Source organism: Streptomyces sp. NPDC050743 (assembly GCF_044456925.1).
In the GTDB taxonomy this organism is placed as follows: Bacteria; Actinomycetota; Actinomycetes; order Streptomycetales; family Streptomycetaceae; genus Streptomyces.
In genome coordinates this window covers 325,831-343,451 of record NZ_JBITGJ010000003.1, presented here as the reverse complement: position 1 = coordinate 343,451, position 17,621 = coordinate 325,831, and the positions used below count along the sequence as shown (strand labels likewise).

The following is a 17,621-nucleotide window of genomic DNA, read 5'->3' as shown; positions in this document are numbered from 1 at the left end:
GGCTCCCCAGGGGCGCGGGGAACCGCGCGGCCGGCGCAGCCTACGACCGGGCGGCCTCCGGGTGGTGGTGTACCCAGCCCTCCCAGGCCGAGGTGATCATGTCCTGGACGTCGTACTTGGCGTGCCAGCCCAGTTCCGTGGCGATACGGGCGGCCGAGGCGACGACGCGTGCCGGGTCGCCGGGGCGGCGCGGGGTGACGGTCGGCGGGCGGTTGTAGCCGGTGACCGCGTTGATCCGGTCGATCATCTCGCGGACCGACACGCCCTCGCCGCGGCCGATGTTCAGGGTCGTGTCGGTGCCGGGGGAGGAGGCCAGGGCGCGGGCGACGGTGACGTGGGCCTCGGCCAGGTCGACCACGTGGATGTAGTCGCGTACGCAGGTGCCGTCCGGCGTCGCGTAGTCGTCGCCGAAGATGCGCGGCGGCGCGCCCTCGGTGAGCTTCTCGAAGACCATGGGGATGAGGTTGAAGACACCGGTGTCGGCGAGTTCGGGGCCGCCCGCGCCCGCCACGTTGAAGTAGCGCAGGGACGCCGTGGACATGCCGGTCGCCCTGCCCGTCGCGCGCACCAGCCACTCGCCGGCCAGCTTCGTCTCGCCGTACGGGGACATCGGCCGACAGGGGGTCTCCTCCGTGACCAGGTCGACGTCCGGCATGCCGTAGACGGCGGCCGAGGAGGAGAAGACGAAGGACGGGATCTCCGCCCGTGTCACCGCGTCCAGGAGGGTGCGCAGGCCCTCGATGTTCTCCCGGTAGTAGTGCAGCGGGCGCTCCACCGACTCGCCCACCTGCTTCTTCGCCGCCAGATGCACGACCCCGCTGATCTCGTGCTCGGCGAGCGTACGGGCCACAAGCTCCCCGTCCAGGACCGAGCCCCGCACCAGGGGGACCTCCGCCGGTACGCGCCCGGCGACGCCGGTGGACAGGTCGTCGTAGACGACCGTGCGCTCGCCCGCCTCGGTCATCGCCCGTACGACGTGTGCCCCGATGTATCCGGCACCGCCGGTGATCAGCCAGGTCATTGCGGCCGTCCCCTCGTCAGTTGGCCCGTTCTGTCGCTCGGTGGAGCAGCGGGCGTCTTCCAGTGAAGCAGCAGGCGGTCCTCAGTGAAGCAGGCGGCGGAGTCGGCCGCGCGCCACCTGCAGCACCCCGCGCACCCCGGTCGCCACGCGCACGGCCAGTGCGCCGGAGTGCGTGGCGTACGGCTGGACCAGGAGCACGCCGTGCCGGGCGCTCGGGACGGCGCTCCGGCGCAGCCGGCCGGCGCCCGCCAAGGCGTGCGCCGTCACATCGCGCTGTGCGTCGTCGGCGAAGCGCACGGTCAGCCGCAGGTCCCAGGTGCCGGCGCCGAGCCCGGCCAGGTCGACGGGCAGCTCGGCCGACCAGCTCTCCGGGCCGCAGGGCGTGAGCGGGACCGTGGTGCGCCCCCGCGTCCGGTCGTCGTCCCGGGAGTGCCACTCCAGGTCCACCTCGCGCGGGCCCGCCTCGGCCACCCTGCCGTACAGCTCGTGCAGCCGCAGACGGAGCGTCGAGGCACGCGCGCGTGGCCGCAGTTCCGCGTCGACCACGAGCGGCAGGACACCGGTGGGGCGGGTCAGGAACGGTGTGAGCGTGACCTGGGGGAGGTCGGGGGACCAGACCGGGACGCCGTCGGGGGTGCGGGCGTAGGGCGGCAGCAGGCGCGCCGGGCGTGCGGCCAGCTCGCGCAGCCGGGGCAGGTCGCGGGGCTCGGGCGACTCCAGGACGACCCGCGCGAGCAGCCGGCCCGGAGCGCTCGGGTTCAGCTCCCAGTCGGCGGCGTCGTAGCGCGCCAGGTACTCACGGGTGTGCGCCCACCACGCGCGCCGGTAGTGCGCGTCGCGCAACCCCAGCTCGCGCGCGTACATCCGCACCTCGTGGTCGAGGAACTTGGCCCGCGCCGCCCGCGCCAGCTCCTTCTGCCCGGCGCCCAGCAGAATGTCGTACGCCAGCGCGCACGCCTCCACGCGCGCCTTCCAGTTGTCGATGTGCTCCCGGTCCAGCGAGAGCGACAACTGCTCGGCGGCGCGGCGCACATGCCACACGTACACGCGGTCCCGTACGAGCGCGATGCGCGGACTGGCGGCCAGCACGCGCGCGGTGAAGACGATGTCCTCGTAGAGGAAGCGGCCCTCGGGGAAGCGGATGGCGTGCTCGCGCAGGAAGTCGGTGCGGTACAGCTTGTTGACGCACAGCGTGTCGTGGACCAGGCGCGGCCGATGTGCGGGGCGCGCGAGCACGGTGTTCGCCGTGTAGAGGGGCGCCTGCCAGGGTTGTTCGCGCCCCGAGGGCAGCTCCCGGCGCACGCACAGCCCGCTCGCCACCTCGGCGTGCGCCCCCGTGGCCGCCGCCAGCAGCGCGTCCACCGCGCCGGGCGGCAGCACGTCGTCGCTGTCCAGGAACATCACGTACGGCGTGGTCACCGCGTCGATCCCGGCGTTGCGCGGGCTGCCGCAGCCGCCGCTGTTCACGCTCCGGCGCACCACCCGCAGCCGGGGCTCGTCGGCGGCCAGTCGGTCGAGCAGTTCGGCGCTGCCGTCCGTGGAGCAGTCGTCCACGGCGACGACCTCGGTGACCGCCGGCCCCTGGGCGAGCGCCGACCGCACGGCGTCACCCACGTGGGCACTGTCGTTGTAGCCGATGACGACGACACCGACCTGCGCCGGACGCGGCGACTCGGCGGTACCTGTTGTATCGGGTGTGTCGGTCGGGTCTGATCGCATCGGGTCCACAGGCCGGGAGCATAGAAATGTTCGGTAATACGCCGTTAAGAGACGCTTAACGCTCGGTCCGGAAGACGGTCGGAATCGGGTCGGGGTTCCGTTGTTTGCACGGTCTTTCCATCCGGACCCGTCGAGCGCCACAACCGCATGAACGACAGCACGGACGCGGCCGCCAGGATTCCGTTGCGGGCCAGCATGAGCAGACAGCCGGTCCAGGTGCCCTCGACCACCTCGGTGTAGTGCATCGGGAACGCCAGGGTGGTCAGCGCGGCCGCCGCCAGGACCAGCGCCGCCACCGGCCGCTGGCTGGTGTGCCGCGAGGTCAGGCACACCCCGGCGAGACCGAGCAGCCAGATCATGTACTGCGGGCTGATCACCCGGCTGGTGACCGTGAAGAGCAGGACCGCGCTCAGCGCCGCGTCGTACGGCGTGGCCTCGCTCCAGCGTTGCGCCTGCATCCGCCACAGCACCAGCAGCGTGAGGGCGACCGCCGTCAGTGTCAGGGAGGCGGTGACGACGGCGGACACGTGCGGGCCGACCAGCTCGGTGGCGCCGTACTGGTAGCGCGCCCGGCCGGGCCAGCCGGCGTGCCGGGCCAGGTTCAGCACCGTACCGCCGAGCGACTCGATCTGCACGCCCCGCCCGCCCTGCCCCCGCAGAAAGGACAGGGGGTGGTCGAACGACACGGCGAGCGCTGCGAGCAGGGCGGCTCCGGCGGCCGTCGCCCACCCCCACGCCCGGCGCGTCGACGGCCCCGGGGGCGTGCCCAGCAGCACCAGCGCCGGCCACACCTTCACCAGCGCGCCCAGCGCCCCGAACACCCCGCACGCGCGCGTGGAGCGTTTCAGCGCCAGCAGGGAGAGCACCGCGAGGGCGGTGACCTGGACGTCGTACCGGGCGAGCGGGAGGTGCAGCAGCAGTGGCAGTCCGCCGGTCCACAGGGCCGCGCCGAGCAGGCTGCGCCCGGGACGTCCGCCCACGCGCGTCAGCGCCGTCGTGACCAGCGCGTCCATGGCCAGGGTGAGGAGCACGAACGCCTGGAAGTACGGCAGCCACGGCAGCAGGCGCGGTGCGAGCAGCACCACGCCGGCGCCCGGCGGGTACTGCCACAGCGTGTCGTGCGCCGGGAACGAGCCGTGCGCGAGGACGCCGTACCAGTAGCCGTACAGCCCCGACACCTCACGGCTCACCGTGCCCCCGCCCAGCAGCGGGGCGTTGTCGTGGGTGAGCAGCCACAGCATCACGGCGCGGGTGGCCAGCCAGAGGGCGGTGACGCCGAGCACCGGATCGGAGTTGACACGGAGACGGTTCATCGCATGGGAGCCTAAGCGCCGCGGATGGTGTATCCACGCCGATACGCCGTCATGGTCTGAAAAGGGTTGGCTAATCGCAATAGATCGGGCGGACCGTGGTGAACGTCGGGCTTCCTGTGGAACCGCAGTCGCGCAGGGCGGCTGCGAGGGCAGTCGTCGCGCCGGCCGGCGGGGCGACGCGCGCGCCCCGCGGCCACCGGGCCGGGATACGCCGCCGGATCGCCGTGGGGGTGCCCGCGCTGGTGATGCTCGCGGTCGGGCTCTGGGGGCTGGACCGGGGCGGGATGTGGCGCGACGAGGCCGTCAGCCTCCAGGTCGGGCGGCGTACGGTGCCGCAGATCTGGCTGCTGCTGCACGACGTGGACGCCGTGCACGGGCTGTACTACCTCCTGGTGCACGCCGTCCTCGCCGTCCATCCCGGCGAGGTCGTCCTGCGGCTGCCGTCGGTGTGCGCGGCGGCGGTGACGGCCGCGCTGGTGGCGGCACTCGGCACCCGGCTGGCCCGGCCGCGCGTCGGACTGTGGGCCGGGCTGCTGTACGCCGTGGCGCCGATGGCCGGTCACTATGCGCAGGAGGGCCGCAGTTACGCCCTCGTGGCCGCCGGGGCGACCGGGGCGACGCTGCTGCTCGTACGGGCCGTGCAGCGCGGTTCCTCGTGTTCCTGGGCGGCGTACGGCGCCGTCCTCGGGCTCACCTGCTGGCTGCACGAGTTCGCGGTGCTGCTGCTGTGCGCCCACGCGGGGTCGCTGGCGCTGGCCCGGGCCGGGCGGCGCGTGTGGCGGGGGTGGGGGTGTGCGGCCGGCGCGGTCCTGGTGTCACTGGTGCCGATGGTTCTGGTGTCGCGGGGGCAGGCGGCGCAGGTGGCGTGGCTGCGCAGGCCCACGGCGGTGACGGCGGAGGAACTGCTGCGGTGGTTCCTCGGGCCTTCGGGCGGGGTGTACGCGGGGTGTCTGGGGCTTGCGTCGGTCGGGTTGGCGGGGCTCTTCGGACGGCGGGGGGAGATCACTCTCGTGGGGGTGGCGCTGCCGTTGACCGTGGTGCCGCCTGCGCTGTTGATGCTGGCTTCCCAGGCCTCGCCGCTGTTCGTGGACCGGTATGTGCTGTACGCGTTGAGCGGGGCGCCGTTGCTGGTGGCGGCGGGTGCCGAGCGGCTGGCCGGGGTGGTGGGCCGGGCGGCCGTCGACGGCAGGTCGGGATGGCGCCCCCTGTCGCAGTCTCCCCTCGTCACCCTCACCGGTGTCCTGGCGATCGCGCTGTCCTTCGTGCACCAGCTCCCCGTCCTCCGCGCGGACCGCGATCCGGCCACTCGGCCCGACGATCTCGGTGCCGTCTCCCGGGTGGTGGCACGGGAGTTGGGGCCCGGGGACGCCGTGCTGTTCCTGCCGGCGCATGCGCGGAACGTGGCCCTGACCTATCGGGGCGCGTTCCGGGGGGCGCGGGATGTGCTGCTGGTGGAGCCGGCCGCCGGGTCGGGGACGCTGTACGGGCGGGAGGCCGGGCCGCGGGAGGTGCGGCGGCGGATGGAGCGGCTGGACCGGGTGTGGGTCGTGGCGGACCCGGGTCTGCTCGCCGGGCGCTGGAGCCCGCGCAGGCCCGTCGAGCGGGCCAAACTCGCCGTGCTGCGGGCGGAGTTCACCGGGCGGGAGCGGGTGTGGCGGGGCGGGATGGTCGTACGGCTGTACGTCCGTAAGCCCACGAGGCCGCGTGACTGAAGCCCGTGGTCGGCTAGTCCTCCTCGCGTCCCGCTACCAGGGCCGCCGCGTCCAGTGCGGCCGTGAGCCGGTCGAGGCGTTCGTGCAGTTCGGTGATCTCCGCCAGGTCGAAGCCGGTCGCCCGGGCGATGCGGCGCGGCACCTCCAGGGCCCGCTCGCGCAGCGCCGCGCCCTCCTCGGTCAGCCGGACCTGTACCGAGCGCTCGTCCTGGGCGCTGCGCTCCCGGCGCACCAGGCCGGCCGCTTCCAGCCGCTTGACCAGCGGGGACAGCGTGCCGGAGTCGAGCCGCAGCTGCTCGCCGAGCTTCTTGACGGGCAGGTCGCCCTGCTCCCAGAGCACCAGCATCAGCAGGTACTGCGGGTAGGTGAGCCCGAGGTCCTTGAGGATCACGCGGTAGACGCCGTTGAAGGCGCGGGACGCGGCGTGCAGGGAGAAGCAGATCTGGCGGTCCAGGCGGAGCCAGTCGGCTTCGGCGGCGGTGGGTGAGGTGGTCATGGGTCCAGGATAGCTCTTGCGAGCCATTTAGTTGTGCACAACTTAATTGTGTGCTCTACTTGTGCTCGCAAGCACGCGGCAACCCCGCAGCGGACACCGCATCGAACCGAGAGGACGGGTCCCATGGACGCGCTCTACACCGCAGTCGCCACCGCCACCCACGGCCGTGACGGTCGTGCCGTCTCCTCCGACGGCAGGATCGACCTCCAGCTCGCCCCGCCGGTGGAGCTGGGCGGCAACGGCCAGGGCACCAACCCCGAGCAGCTCTTCGCCGCCGGTTACGCCGCCTGCTTCGGCAGCGCCCTCGGCCTGGTCGGCCGGCAGGCCAAGGTCGACGTCAGCGACGCCGCGGTGACCGCCGAGGTCGGCATCGGCAAGCAGGGCGAGGGCTTCGGGCTGAAGGTGACGCTGCGCGTCGAGCTGCCCGACACCGTGGACCAGGAGGCCGGCCGCAAGCTGGTCGAGGCCGCCCACCAGGTCTGCCCCTACTCCAACGCCACGCGGGGCAACATCGACGTCGACCTCGTCATCGAGTGACCCGGCGGCCCGGGGTGCCGGCGGCCGCCTCGGCACCGGCACCCCGGCGCCCTACGCCGAGGTCAGCGCGCCCCGGCCGACCGTCTGGCCCGGGATCCGTACCGCACCCGCACCCGGTCCGGTCATCGGCTCGCCCAGCAGCAGCGTCCGTACGACGCGCTCGGCGGCCCGGCCGTCGTCGAACTCGCAGAACCGGGCCCGGAACCGCGCGCGCAGCCGGGCCGACTCCTCGTCCCGCCAGGCCCCGGAGGCGAACAGCCCGGCCAGCTCCCGGTAGGAGCGCGTGACATGGCCCGGCGGCTCGGCGGTGATGTCGAAGTACGCGCCCCGGGCGGCCGCGTACGCGGGCCAGTCGTCGGCGTGCACGACGACCGGCCGGTCCAGGCAGGCGTAGTCGAACATCACCGACGAGTAGTCCGTGACCAGCACGTCCGCCGCGAGCAGGACGTCCTCCAGGCGCGGTTCGTCGGTCGCGTCGACCACGATCCCGCGCCGGGCCAGCTCCGCCAGCCCCATGCCGCGCGCCGGGCCGGCCGCCAGCGACGGGTGCAGCCGGACCACCAGGGTGTACCCCTTGCCCAGGCCCTCGCCCAGGCCCTCGCTCCGGCTCTCGCCGAGGTCCGCCGCGAACCGCACGAGGTCGATCCGGTCCACGTGCCCGCTGCGGCGGTAGTCCCGGCGGGTCGGGGCGTACAGCACGACCGTGTCCGTCTCCGGGATGCCGTGACGCTGCCGGAAGTCGCTGTCGCCGCCGTTCACCAGCACGTCGTTGCGCGGACTGCCGGTGCGCAGCGAGGTGAAGTGGCAGGGGTAGGCCCGCTCCCAGACCAGCTCGGAGTGGCGGTTGGCGACCAGGCTGTAGTCCCAGCGGTCGGCCCGGCGCAGCATCTGCGGCACGTCGAAGCCGAGCCGGGCGCCCGGCTTGTCCAGCAGGTCGGCACCCATGGACTTCAGTGGGGTGCCCTGATGGGTCTGGATGTGGACGCTGCCGGGCCGCTTGGCCAGCGTGCCCGGCCAGTTGACGTCGTTCACGAAGAACTTCGCCCGCGCCGTGACCTCCAGATAGCGCCGGGAGCCCACGATCACGTGCTCCACGTCCGGCGGCAGCCCGGCGGCCGTCTCCTCGTCCTTGACCGCCCACACCCCGCGCAGCTGCGGGGCGATCTCCCGGGCCTTGGCGTACACGGCGGCCGGATCGCCGAGCATGCCCCGGTGCGAGGACGCCGAGTAGACGACCAGGTGCGGGTCCAGCGGCCGGTGCGCGTGCAGGGCCGCCCAGCCGGAGCGGGCCCGCGCGGCGGCCGCACCGCGGAGCAGACCGGCCCGGCGCGCCGTCTCCCGTCCGGCCCGCGCCGCCTGTCGCCTGATCCGGTACGCCGTCCAGGAACCCTCCAGCAGGCCGGCCTCGCCGTCGGTCAGCGCGCCGTCCGCCGGCTTGTGGCGCCGGAACATCTCCTGCGTACGCCGGAAGAACTCGGCCCTGTCGGCGGGCGGCAGCCGGTCCGGCTTGGCCAGGATGTCCAGGCAGTGCTCGCCCATCTTGCGGTGCAGGTACGGCCGCCAGTGCGCGAGCCGGGGCCGCTGCTCGACGAACGCGAAGACCCGCTCGTACTGGTCGTGGATGTCGAAGTGCTTGCGGCTGGTCGTGGACAGGATGTTGCCCTGCCGGCGCTGCCGGTAGCCGAGGCAGATCCGGTCCAGGGTGGCGATGCTGCGGGCGCTGAGCATGACCGGGAAGGTCCAGGGGGTGTCCTCGTAGTAGCCCGGCGGGAACTCGAAGCCCTCCGCCTCCACGAACTCCCGTCGGTAGACCTTGTTCCACACCACCATCAGCAGGTCGAGGATCCGCGGGTAGGCGTCGGCGGTGAAGGTGTCCGGGCCGGCCTCGGCGAGCACCTCGGCCAGGACGTTGCGCCGGGTGCCGCCCCACCAGTAGGTACGCGCGTAGTCGAAGACCAGCACGTCCGGGTCCGCGGCCTCCGCCAGCCGGTCGGCGATCGCCCTGAGCGCGCCCGGGGTGAGGGTGTCGTCGCTGTCCAGGAAGAACAGGTAGTCGCCGGTGGCGTGCCGCAGCCCGGCGTTGCGGGCGCGGCCGAGGCCCACGTTCTCCGGCAGATGCAGCACCTGCACGCGCGGGTCGCGCCCGGCGTACTCGTCGAGGATCGCGCCGCAGCCGTCCGGGGAGCGGTCGTCCACGGCGATCAGCTCGAAGTCGTCGAAGGACTGCAGCAGCACCGAGTCCAGGCACTCGCGCAGAAAGCCCTGCACCTTGAAGCAGGGCACGATCACACTGAAACGGCTCACGGCGGTCAGCTCCTCACGAGGGTCGCGGCGGCGGGGGCGGGGACGCGCTGCGCGAGCGGGATCACGGGCGGGACCGCCTCGGGCGGCTCGCCGAGCAGCACCCGCCGTACCACGCGCTCGGCGGCCCGTCCGTCGTCGAACTCGCAGAACCGCTCCCGGAACGCGGCCCGCAGCGCGGCCGCCTCGGCGCCCGCGTACGAGCCGTCGCGGAAGACGGCGGCCAGCTCCTTGGGGGTGCGCGCGACCGGTCCCGGCGGCTCGGCCATGAGATCGAAGTAGACGCCCCGCGTCTCCCGGTAGACGTCCCAGTCGTCGGCGTACACCACGACCGGCCGGTCCAGGTTGGCGTAGTCGAACATGATCGACGAGTAGTCGGTGACCAGCGCGTCCGCGGCGAGGCAGACGTCCTCGGAGGAGCGGTGCGCGGTGACGTCGATGATCCGGCCGTCGCTGCGGCCGGGACCCCGGTCGTAGAAGTAGTGGGCGCGCAGCAGGACGACCACGTCCTCGCCGGCCGCCTCGCAGAAGGCCTCGAGATCCAGGCCGGGCTCGAAGCCGGTGTGGTGGTCGCGGTGGGTCGGCGCGTACAGCACGGCCGTCTTGTCCTCCGGGACGCCCAGCCGGCGCCGGATGCGGGCCACGTCCTCGGCGGTCGCCGTGTAGTAGACGTCGTTGCGCGGATAGCCGTACTCCAGCGCCTCCCACGAGCCGGGGAAGGCGCGCTCCCACATCTGGGTGGAGTGGCGGTTGGCGGAGAGGTTGAAGTCCCAGCGGTCCACCCGGCCGAGCAGCCTGGTGAAGCTGCCCGACTGGGCGGCCACCACCGGGTACGTCGACTGGTCCACGCCCATCGTCTTCAGCGGGGTGCCGTGCTGGGTCTGCAGGTGCACGCTGCCGGGCCGCTTGACGACGCCCTCGGCGAAGTTGGCGTTGTTGACCAGATACTTGGCCCGGGCCAGGACCTCCCAGGAGCGGCGGGAGCCGATCACCGCGTACTCCACGTCCTCCGGCATCGCGTGCGCCTGGTCGGCCTCGACCAGGAACACCGAGCGGATGTGCGGGGCGAGTTCGCGGGCCTTGGCGTGGATCGCGGCCGGATTGCAGGCGTAGCCCCGGCCCCAGTAGGCGCAGTACACGGCGAGGTTCTCGTCGAGCGGGCGGCGCAGGTCGCGGGCGTAGCGCAGCCGGGTGCGCACCGCGCGCGGGCGCGGCAGGCGCTCGGCGGTGTCCGTGGCCAGCCGGTTGGCGCCGCGCAGCGCCCGGAACGCGCTGTACGCCCCGGTCGCCAGCAGCCGGTGCTGCACGCCCAGGCTGCCGCCGGGCGCCCGGAAACCGGCCGGCCGGTGGCGCCGGTAGAGGCGGCCGGCGCGGCGGAAGAACGCCCGGTGCCCCACGGGCAGCCGCTCCGGCCGGGACGCGGTCTTCAGCACCTGGGTGAACAGCTGCTCGAAGAGCGCGCGCGTCCGCTCGGCGGGCAGCTCCAGCTCGGCGGCCCGGGTCAGCACGAGCTCCACCTGGTCGAGCAGCTCGTGCTGGTGCGGCCCCGGCAGATTGAGCCGGCTGCCCTGCCGGCGCAGCCGGTGCCGTACGACGACCCGGCGCAGCACCGCGATCCGCCCGGCCGCGAGCGTGGTCAGCCCGCCCCAGCCGAGGTCGGTGAAGTGGCTGTCGGGGAAGGCGAGCCCGTGCTCGGTGAGGAAGCTGCGGCGGTAGACCGCGCTCCACGCCGGGAGCTGCACGCCGGTCAGCTCCGGCAGGTCGGCGGGGGCGAAGGCGCCCTTCGGGGCTCCGGCGAACAGCGGCCTGGCCGGGTTGGTGGGCTCGCCCTCCCACCAGGGGGCGCGCTCGTGCTCGACATGGAGCACGTCCACGCCGGCGGTCTCGGTCAGCCGGGCGTCCAGCGCCGCGAGCGCGCCCGGCAGCAGCAGGTCGTCGCCGTCGAGGAACAGCACATACGCGCCGGTCGCCGCCTGGATACCCGCGTTGCGCGCCCCGCTCAGACCGGCGGACGGCGGCGAGTCGACCGGGGTCACCCGGGGGTCCCGCTCCGCGTATCCGGCGGCCACGGCGGCGGCCGGGGAGTCGGGGCCGTCGCAGACCGGGATCAGCTGCAGATCGCCGAACGACTGGCCGAGTACCGAGTCCAGCGCCTGGGACAGCCGGGCGGCGACCCCGTGGGAAGGGACGATGATGCTGAAGCGGGGCATTCTGCTCTTTCTGTTGTCTTGCGGACCGTGTCCCGCGGGCGAGGCCTGTCACGCGACCGGGCCGCCCCGCCGGACGCCAGGTGGACGGCCGGCTCGGGGTGGGCCGCGTCGAGCCGAGGGGCACGGGAACTCCCGAAAGGACCAACGCCGTCAGCGCCTCTCGGTGACGGGGAGGGAATCGGAAGGTTGCGGCACGGTGGCCAGCGGCGACCGTCCACAGGCCGCCGGCACCGGCTTGCGCTCCGCGAGCGGCACCACCGGCGGCAGACCCGTCTCGCCCAGCACCACATGCCGGACGACCCGCTCGGCGGCGCGTCCGTCGTCGTACGGGCAGAACCGCTGCCGGAACGCCGCCCGCAGCTGGGTCGAGCGCGAGCCGCGCCAGTGCCCGGTCGCGAAGATGTCGATCAGCTCGTCCTCGCTGCGCGCGACCGCGCCCGGCGGGAAGGTACGCAGGTCGAAGTAGGTCCCCCGGGCCGCCCGGTACGCCTCCCAGTCGCCGGTGTGCACCACGATCGGCCGGTCCAGGGCCGCGTAGTCGAACATGATCGACGAGTAGTCGGTGAGCAGGGCGTCCGAGGCCAGGCACAGGGACTGCACGCTCGGGTGGTCGCGGACGTCGATGACCCGGGGGCCCTCGGGACACCGGTCGCCGTGGGTGCGGGCCAGGATCACGAACCGCGGGCCGAGGCGGCGCACGATCCGCTCCAGGTCCAGCAGCGGGTGCTGGGTGCGCAGATAGTCCCGGTGGGTCGGCGCGTACAGGATCGCGACCGCGCCCTCCGGGATGCCCAGCGAGGCGCGCAGCCGGGCCACGTCCGCCGAGGTCGCCCGCTGGAAGACGTCGTTGCGCGGGGCGCCGTACTCCAGCGTGGTGTAGCGGCCCGGGAGGACCCGCTCCCAGGTCAGGGTCGAGTGCCGGTTGCCGGACAGCACGAGGTCCCACTGGTCGACGCCGCGCAGCAGCCGGGCGAAGTCGGTGTCGCGGGCCGCCGCCGGGCGCTCTTGCAGGTCCAGCCCCATGTGCTTGAGGGGCGTGCCCTGCCGGGTCTGGAGCAGGATCTGCCCGGGCCGCTTGCGCAGGCCCGGGTCCAGGTCGTCGTCGGTGACCAGGTACTTGGCGCGGGCCAGCGCCGTCCAGTAGCCGGCGCTGCCGGGCCGCAGCCGGCGCGGGCCGGGCGGGACCGTGTGCTCGTGCCCGGGGCGGGCGATCCAGGCGGTGTGGATGTGCGGGGCGTGGGTGCGGAACGCCTCCTCCAGCGCGCCCGGGTCGCCGCCGGGGCCCGCACCGGAGGTGAACACCGCCCGGTCGGCGCGGACGGGCAGCCGCAGCTGGATCCGGTAGTGCAGCCGCAGCACGCCGGTCCGTACGGCGCGGGCCGGCTTCACGGCCGCCTTGATCGTGCGCCGGCGCACGGCCGAGACCAGCCGGAACGCGCGGAAGGTGCGGTGCAGACCGAAGCGGACCAGGATGTTCCGGCGCCGCATCCGGGTGCCGGGGACGCGGTAGCGGCGGTAGTGGGCGCGGGCCCGGCGCAGGAACTCGCCGTGGCTGCCGCGCGGCAGCCGGTTGCGCTTGGTGAACACCGTGGCGTAGTGGTCGATCATGCGGCGGAACAACTCCGGCCGCCACCGCGCCAGTTCGGGGTGCTCCTCGACGTACGCGAACACCCGGTCGTACTGCTCGAAGAGATCGAAGTGCCTGCGGCTCGTGGTGCCGAGGATGTTGCCCTGCCGGCGCTGCCGGTAGTGCACGCACACCCGGTCCAGGGTGGCGATCGACTCCGCCGTCATCAGCACCGGGAAGGTCCAGGGGGTGTCCTCGTAGTAGCCCTGCGGGAACGCGAAGCCGTGGGCCTCGACGAACTCCCGCCGGTACGCCTTGTTCCAGGCCACCATCAGCACTCTGAGCAGCCCCGGCCGGTCCTGAAGGCGGAACGGCGCCGGGCCCTGCTCGGTGAGCGTTCCGGCGAGCTGGTTGCGCACCGCCCGGCCGTCCCAGTAGGTGCGCGCGTAGTCGTACACCAGGACGTCCGGCTCGCCGGAATCCTTGATCCGGTCGGCGATCGCCCTGAGCGCGTCCGGGGTGAGGGTGTCGTCGCTGTCCAGGAAGAGCAGGTAGTCGCCGGTCGCCTCGGCCAGCCCCGCGTTCCGGGCCCGCCCGAGGCCCCGGTTCTCGGCCAGGTGCACGGGCCGCACCCGCGCGTCCCGGGCCGCGTACTCGTCGATGATCGCCCCGCAGGCATCCGGTGAGCAGTCGTCCACGGCGATCAGTTCCAGATCGGGGTACGACTGCGAGAGCACCGAGTCCAGGCACTCGGAGAGATACGCCTGGACCTTGTACGCGGGGACAATGACACTGAACCTGGGCAAGGGACATCCAAGGGTCGTCGGTCGGCGCGGGGTTTTCTGACCGGAACGGCCGATGGAATGAATTGGTTACGGTTCGTGCGGCATATGGGGGACGGCGGGGGGACGACGGATGAACGGCGAGGGGCGGACCCCTGGTGGCCCGCCCCTCGCAAGAGTGCTGACGAACGCCGTTACTTGACCGCGCCCGCCATCACCCCGGACACGAACTGCCGCTGGAACGCGAAGAACACGGCCAGCGGGATCACCATGGAGATGAACGCGCCGGGTGCCAGCACGTCGATGTTGTTGCCGAACTGCCGTACCTGCGTCTGCAGCGCGACCGTGATCGGCTGGGTGCCCGACTTGGTGAACACCAGCGCGACCAGCATGTCGTTCCACACCCACAGGAACTGGAAGATGCCGAGGCTCGCGATCGCCGGCCCGCCGAGCGGCAGCACGACCCGCGCGAACAGCCGGAGCTCACCGGCGCCGTCCAGGCGGGCCGCCTCCAGCAGCTCGCGCGGGATCTCCGCGAAGAAGTTCCGCAGCAGGAACACCGCGAACGGCAGTCCGAAGCCGGTGTGGAACAGGATCACGCCGAGGATGGTCCCGAACAGGCCGATCTTGCCGAACAGTTCGGCGATCGGGATCAGCGCCACCTGCACGGGCACGACCAGCAGGCTCACCACACCCAGGAACCACCAGTCCCGGCCCGGGAACTCCATCCACGCGAACGCGTAGCCCGCGAGGGCGCCGACCACGACGACCAGCAGCGTCGCCGGGACCGTGATCAGCACGGTGTTCCAGAGGGAGTGGGTGATGTCCCCGTTCTCCAGCAGTTTCCGATAGCTGTCGAAGGTCAGCTGGGACGGCTCGGTGAACACCTTCCACCAGCCGCTCGCGCTCATGTCCTCCGGCGCGCGCAGCGAGGAGACGAGCAACCCGATCGTCGGCACCAGCCAGAACAGACCGACCACGATCAGGAACACGCGGACCAGGCCGCCGCTCAGCCTCTCGGCGATCTTCGAGCCGAGGGACTGGCGTGCCTTCACCGTCTGGACGGGCCCGACCTTCCCGATGCTCCCGGCGGTCGCCGTCATCGCCGCACCTCCCGCCGCAGCCGACGAATGTTGAACAGCATCACGGGAATCACCAGCACCAGCAGCAGCACCGCGATCGCGCTCGCGACGCCCGGCTGGTTCTCCGCGAAGCCCTTGCGGTACAGCTCCAGGGCGAGCACGTTGGCGTCGTCCTGGGAGGAGCCCGGGGCGATGATGTAGACGAGGTCGAACACCTTCAGCACGTTGATCATCAGCGTGACGGTGACGACCGCGAGGACCGGCGCGAGCAAGGGCACGGTGACCTTGCGGAACACCTGCCACTCGTTGGCGCCGTCCACCCGCGCCGCCTCCAGCAGCTCCCGGGGCACGCCCGCGAGCCCGGCCGCGATCAGCACCATCGCGAAGCCCGCCCACATCCAGACGTACGCCCCGATGACCGCCGGGGTGACCAGCGTCGGGCCGAGCCACTCCACCCCGTTGTACGGCTCCTTGAAGTTGCTCGCCGGAAGACGCAGCTGCGCCCCGTCGGCGGAGGCGGGCAGCGTGAACGTGCCGTCGCCGGCCGCCTCGGTGGAGGCGACCACCTTGCCGTCCTTCACCGCCTCGATCCGCATCCCGGCGTAGCCCAGCTCGGACGGGTCGGGCGCGCCGAGCCGTCCCACGCCCTTGCCGCGGGTGAAGTCCTGCCAGGTGGTGCCGGTGATCCTGCCCGGCTCGGGCTTGGCGGCCACGGCCTTCTTCGCGCCGTCCGGCATCTGGTCCGGGGCGACGCCGACGAGGGGGAGGGTGACCGCCTGGCCGGCGTGGACGGTGGCCTTGGTGACGAAACCGCCGTTCTGCGCGACGAGCGGCGACTCACGGCCCGGGTGGGCCTGCGGGAACGCCGACGATTGCGCGAAGGTGTCGTGGACACCCACCCACACCGCGTTCGCGACCCCCTTGTGCGGATCCTGGTCGTACACCAGCCGGAAGATGATCCCGGCCGCCAGCATCGAGATCGCCATCGGCATGAAGACGACCAGCTTGAACGCCGTTCCCCAGCGCACCCGTTCGGCCAGCACCGCGAAGATCAGACCGAGCGCGGTGGAGACCGTGGGCGCGAACACCACCCAGATGACGTTGTTCTTCAGGGCGGTGCGGATGCCGTCGTCGGTGAAGAGGGTCTTGTAGTTGTCGGCGCCGGTGAACCCGTCGCCGGAGGCGTTGTAGAAGCTGCGGATGATCGAGTACCCGATCGGGTAGACCACGAGCGCGCCGAGCAGCACCAGGGCGGGCAGCAGGAACAGGGCTGCCACGGTCCTGCGGGTGCCGGTCACGCTCCTACGACTGCGGGGCGCGGCGGGACCCGGTGAGGCCCCCGCCGCCGTTGCCGCCGACGCCATCGCCTGATCAGCTCCCGCTTCCGTACGCGGCCGCCGCGTCCTTCTCCAGCTTGGCCTGGGTGCCCGCCACGTCCGTCGGGTTCTTCAGAAAGTCCTGCAGATCCTTCCACTCGCCCTTGCCGGGGGTGCCGCCGAAGGCCTGCGGGGCCTGGTCGGACATGTCGAAGCGGAAGTCGTCGCCGGACGCGATCAGCGCCTTGGCGATCTTCTGCTGCACCGCGTTCGGGTACGCCGAGACCGGCACGTTCTTGTTCGGCGAGAGATAGCCGCCGAGCTTCGCCTGGATCGTCGCCGCGTCCGGTGAGGCGAGGAAGGTGACCAGAGCCTGGGCCGCCTTGGAGTCCTTCAGGATCACCGCCGCGTCACCGCCGGAGACCACCGGCGCGGCCGAGCCGACCGCCGGGAACGGGAACACCTTCGCGTCCGTGCCCACCTTCGCCTTGGTCTCACCGATGTTGACCTGCACGAAGTCACCCTCGTAGACCATCGCGGCCTTCGGCTGGTCGCCGCCGGTGAAGGTCTGGGTGACCGAGGACGGGAACTCCGTCTGCAGCGCGCCGTCCTGGCCGCCCGCGAGGTAGTCCTTCTTGCCCCAGATCTGCGCCAGCGTCGTCAGCGCCTGCTTGACCGAGGGATCCGTCCACTTGATCTTGTGCTGGGCGAGCTGGTCGTACTTCTCGGGGCCGGCCTGGGACAGATAGACGTTCTCGAACCAGTCCGTCAGCGTCCAGCCGTCCGCACCGCCCACCGAGAACGGCGTGACCCCGGAGTCGTACACCGCCCGGGCGGTGGTCAGCAACTCCGGCCAGGTCTTCGGTTCCTTGGCGCCCGCGTTGTCGAAGACCTTGGTGTTGTACCAGATCAGCGACTTGTTCGCGGCCTTGTAGTAGACGCCGTACTGCTTGCCGTCGACCTTGCCGATGTCCTGCCAGCCCTGGGAGTAGTTCTTCTGCAGCTCCTTCTGGGCCTCCGCCCCGAGCGGCTTGGCCCAGCCCCGCTGCACGGCCTGCTTGATGGCGCCGGGCTGCGGCAGCATGGCAACGTCCGGCGGCTGGCCACCGGCGATCTTCGAACCGACGAAGTTGATGATCGGGTCCTGGGCGGGCACGAAGGTGACCTTCGCGCCGGTGCGCTTCTCGAACTCGGCCAGGACCTGCTTGAAGTTCTTCTGCTCCTGACCGGTCCAGACGGCGGCGATCTCCAGGTTCGCGCCGTTCAGCTTCGGCAGGGTGACGGTGGAGCCGGTGGCTGCGCCGGTCTTCTCGCCGCTGCCCTTCCCACCGTTGTCATCGCTGCTGGAGCAGGCGCTCAGGGCGAGGGCTCCCGTGAGCAGCGCGGCGAATGCGGTGACGGTCCTGCGTGTCCGGATGGTGCTGCTCTTGCTGTGCATCACTTCCCCGTTCGTCGTTCTCCATTGAACGTAAAGAAGACTGTCCCGTGCGGTCCGGTGTACGCCGGGCCGCTCGGGACGGGCAAGAGCGCCTGCTGTGTCAAACGGGTCATCGTGACCGGCTCGT

Annotated in this window: 12 protein-coding genes; 2 read left to right on the top strand and 10 right to left on the bottom strand. The window is 72.4% G+C overall.

What is annotated here, in order from left to right; genetic code table 11:
* Positions 1-40: 40 nt before the first annotated feature.
* The 3 genes from galE to ACIBJF_RS05755 all read right to left on the bottom strand — a co-directional run bounded on the left by galE (position 41) and on the right by ACIBJF_RS05755 (position 4,053).
* Positions 41-1,021 carry a UDP-glucose 4-epimerase GalE gene (gene galE, locus ACIBJF_RS05765; RefSeq protein ID WP_399172427.1) on the bottom strand — a complete coding sequence of 327 codons (981 nt, stop codon included), beginning with the start codon at positions 1,019-1,021 and terminating at the stop codon, positions 41-43.
* An 81-nt stretch (positions 1,022-1,102) separates the two neighbouring features.
* Positions 1,103-2,740: a glycosyltransferase family 2 protein gene (locus tag ACIBJF_RS05760; RefSeq protein WP_399172426.1), complete on the bottom strand. Its 1,638-nt coding sequence runs from the start codon at positions 2,738-2,740 to the stop codon at positions 1,103-1,105.
* A gap of 44 nt (positions 2,741-2,784) precedes the next feature.
* Positions 2,785-4,053 (bottom strand): glycosyltransferase 87 family protein, encoded by a 1,269-nt coding sequence (locus ACIBJF_RS05755; RefSeq protein ID WP_399172425.1) that lies wholly within the window; start codon positions 4,051-4,053, stop codon positions 2,785-2,787.
* A gap of 116 nt (positions 4,054-4,169) precedes the next feature.
* On the opposite strand from ACIBJF_RS05755, the gene ACIBJF_RS05750 reads away from it, so the two are divergent.
* Positions 4,170-5,765: a glycosyltransferase family 39 protein gene (locus tag ACIBJF_RS05750; RefSeq protein ID WP_399172424.1), complete on the top strand. Its 1,596-nt coding sequence runs from the start codon at positions 4,170-4,172 to the stop codon at positions 5,763-5,765.
* Between the two features lie 13 nt (positions 5,766-5,778).
* Here ACIBJF_RS05750 and ACIBJF_RS05745 read toward each other — a convergent pair whose 3' ends face one another.
* Positions 5,779-6,261: a MarR family winged helix-turn-helix transcriptional regulator gene (locus ACIBJF_RS05745; RefSeq protein WP_399172423.1), complete on the bottom strand. Its 483-nt coding sequence runs from the start codon at positions 6,259-6,261 to the stop codon at positions 5,779-5,781.
* A 123-nt stretch (positions 6,262-6,384) separates the two neighbouring features.
* Here ACIBJF_RS05745 and ACIBJF_RS05740 point away from each other — a divergent pair, with 123 nt between their 5' ends.
* Positions 6,385-6,798 carry an organic hydroperoxide resistance protein gene (locus tag ACIBJF_RS05740; protein WP_399172422.1) on the top strand — a complete coding sequence of 138 codons (414 nt, stop codon included), beginning with the start codon at positions 6,385-6,387 and terminating at the stop codon, positions 6,796-6,798.
* 51 nt (positions 6,799-6,849) lie between these two features.
* Here the strand turns inward: ACIBJF_RS05740 and ACIBJF_RS05735 are convergent, their stop codons facing one another.
* The 6 genes from ACIBJF_RS05735 to ACIBJF_RS05710 form a co-directional block, all read right to left on the bottom strand.
* A complete protein-coding gene (locus ACIBJF_RS05735) occupies positions 6,850-9,102 on the bottom strand; it encodes a CDP-glycerol glycerophosphotransferase family protein (RefSeq protein ID WP_399172421.1) in 2,253 nt (750 codons plus the stop codon).
* 5 nt (positions 9,103-9,107) lie between these two features.
* Positions 9,108-11,309: a CDP-glycerol glycerophosphotransferase family protein gene (locus ACIBJF_RS05730; RefSeq protein ID WP_399172420.1), complete on the bottom strand. Its 2,202-nt coding sequence runs from the start codon at positions 11,307-11,309 to the stop codon at positions 9,108-9,110.
* 150 nt (positions 11,310-11,459) lie between these two features.
* Positions 11,460-13,682, bottom strand: coding sequence for a CDP-glycerol glycerophosphotransferase family protein (locus ACIBJF_RS05725; RefSeq protein ID WP_399172419.1), 2,223 nt, complete (start codon positions 13,680-13,682; stop codon positions 11,460-11,462).
* Between the two features lie 170 nt (positions 13,683-13,852).
* Complete coding sequence (locus ACIBJF_RS05720) at positions 13,853-14,761, bottom strand: carbohydrate ABC transporter permease (protein WP_399172418.1); 909 nt, start codon at positions 14,759-14,761, stop codon at positions 13,853-13,855.
* Positions 14,758-16,038, bottom strand: coding sequence for a carbohydrate ABC transporter permease (locus ACIBJF_RS05715; protein ID WP_399172417.1), 1,281 nt, complete (start codon positions 16,036-16,038; stop codon positions 14,758-14,760). Before ACIBJF_RS05715 ends, ACIBJF_RS05720 begins: the two co-directional genes overlap by 4 nt.
* Before the next feature lie 73 nt (positions 16,039-16,111).
* On the bottom strand, positions 16,112-17,494 hold the full coding sequence (locus ACIBJF_RS05710) for an ABC transporter substrate-binding protein (protein ID WP_399172416.1): 1,383 nt from the start codon (positions 17,492-17,494) through the stop codon (positions 16,112-16,114).
* Positions 17,495-17,621: the final 127 nt, after the last annotated feature.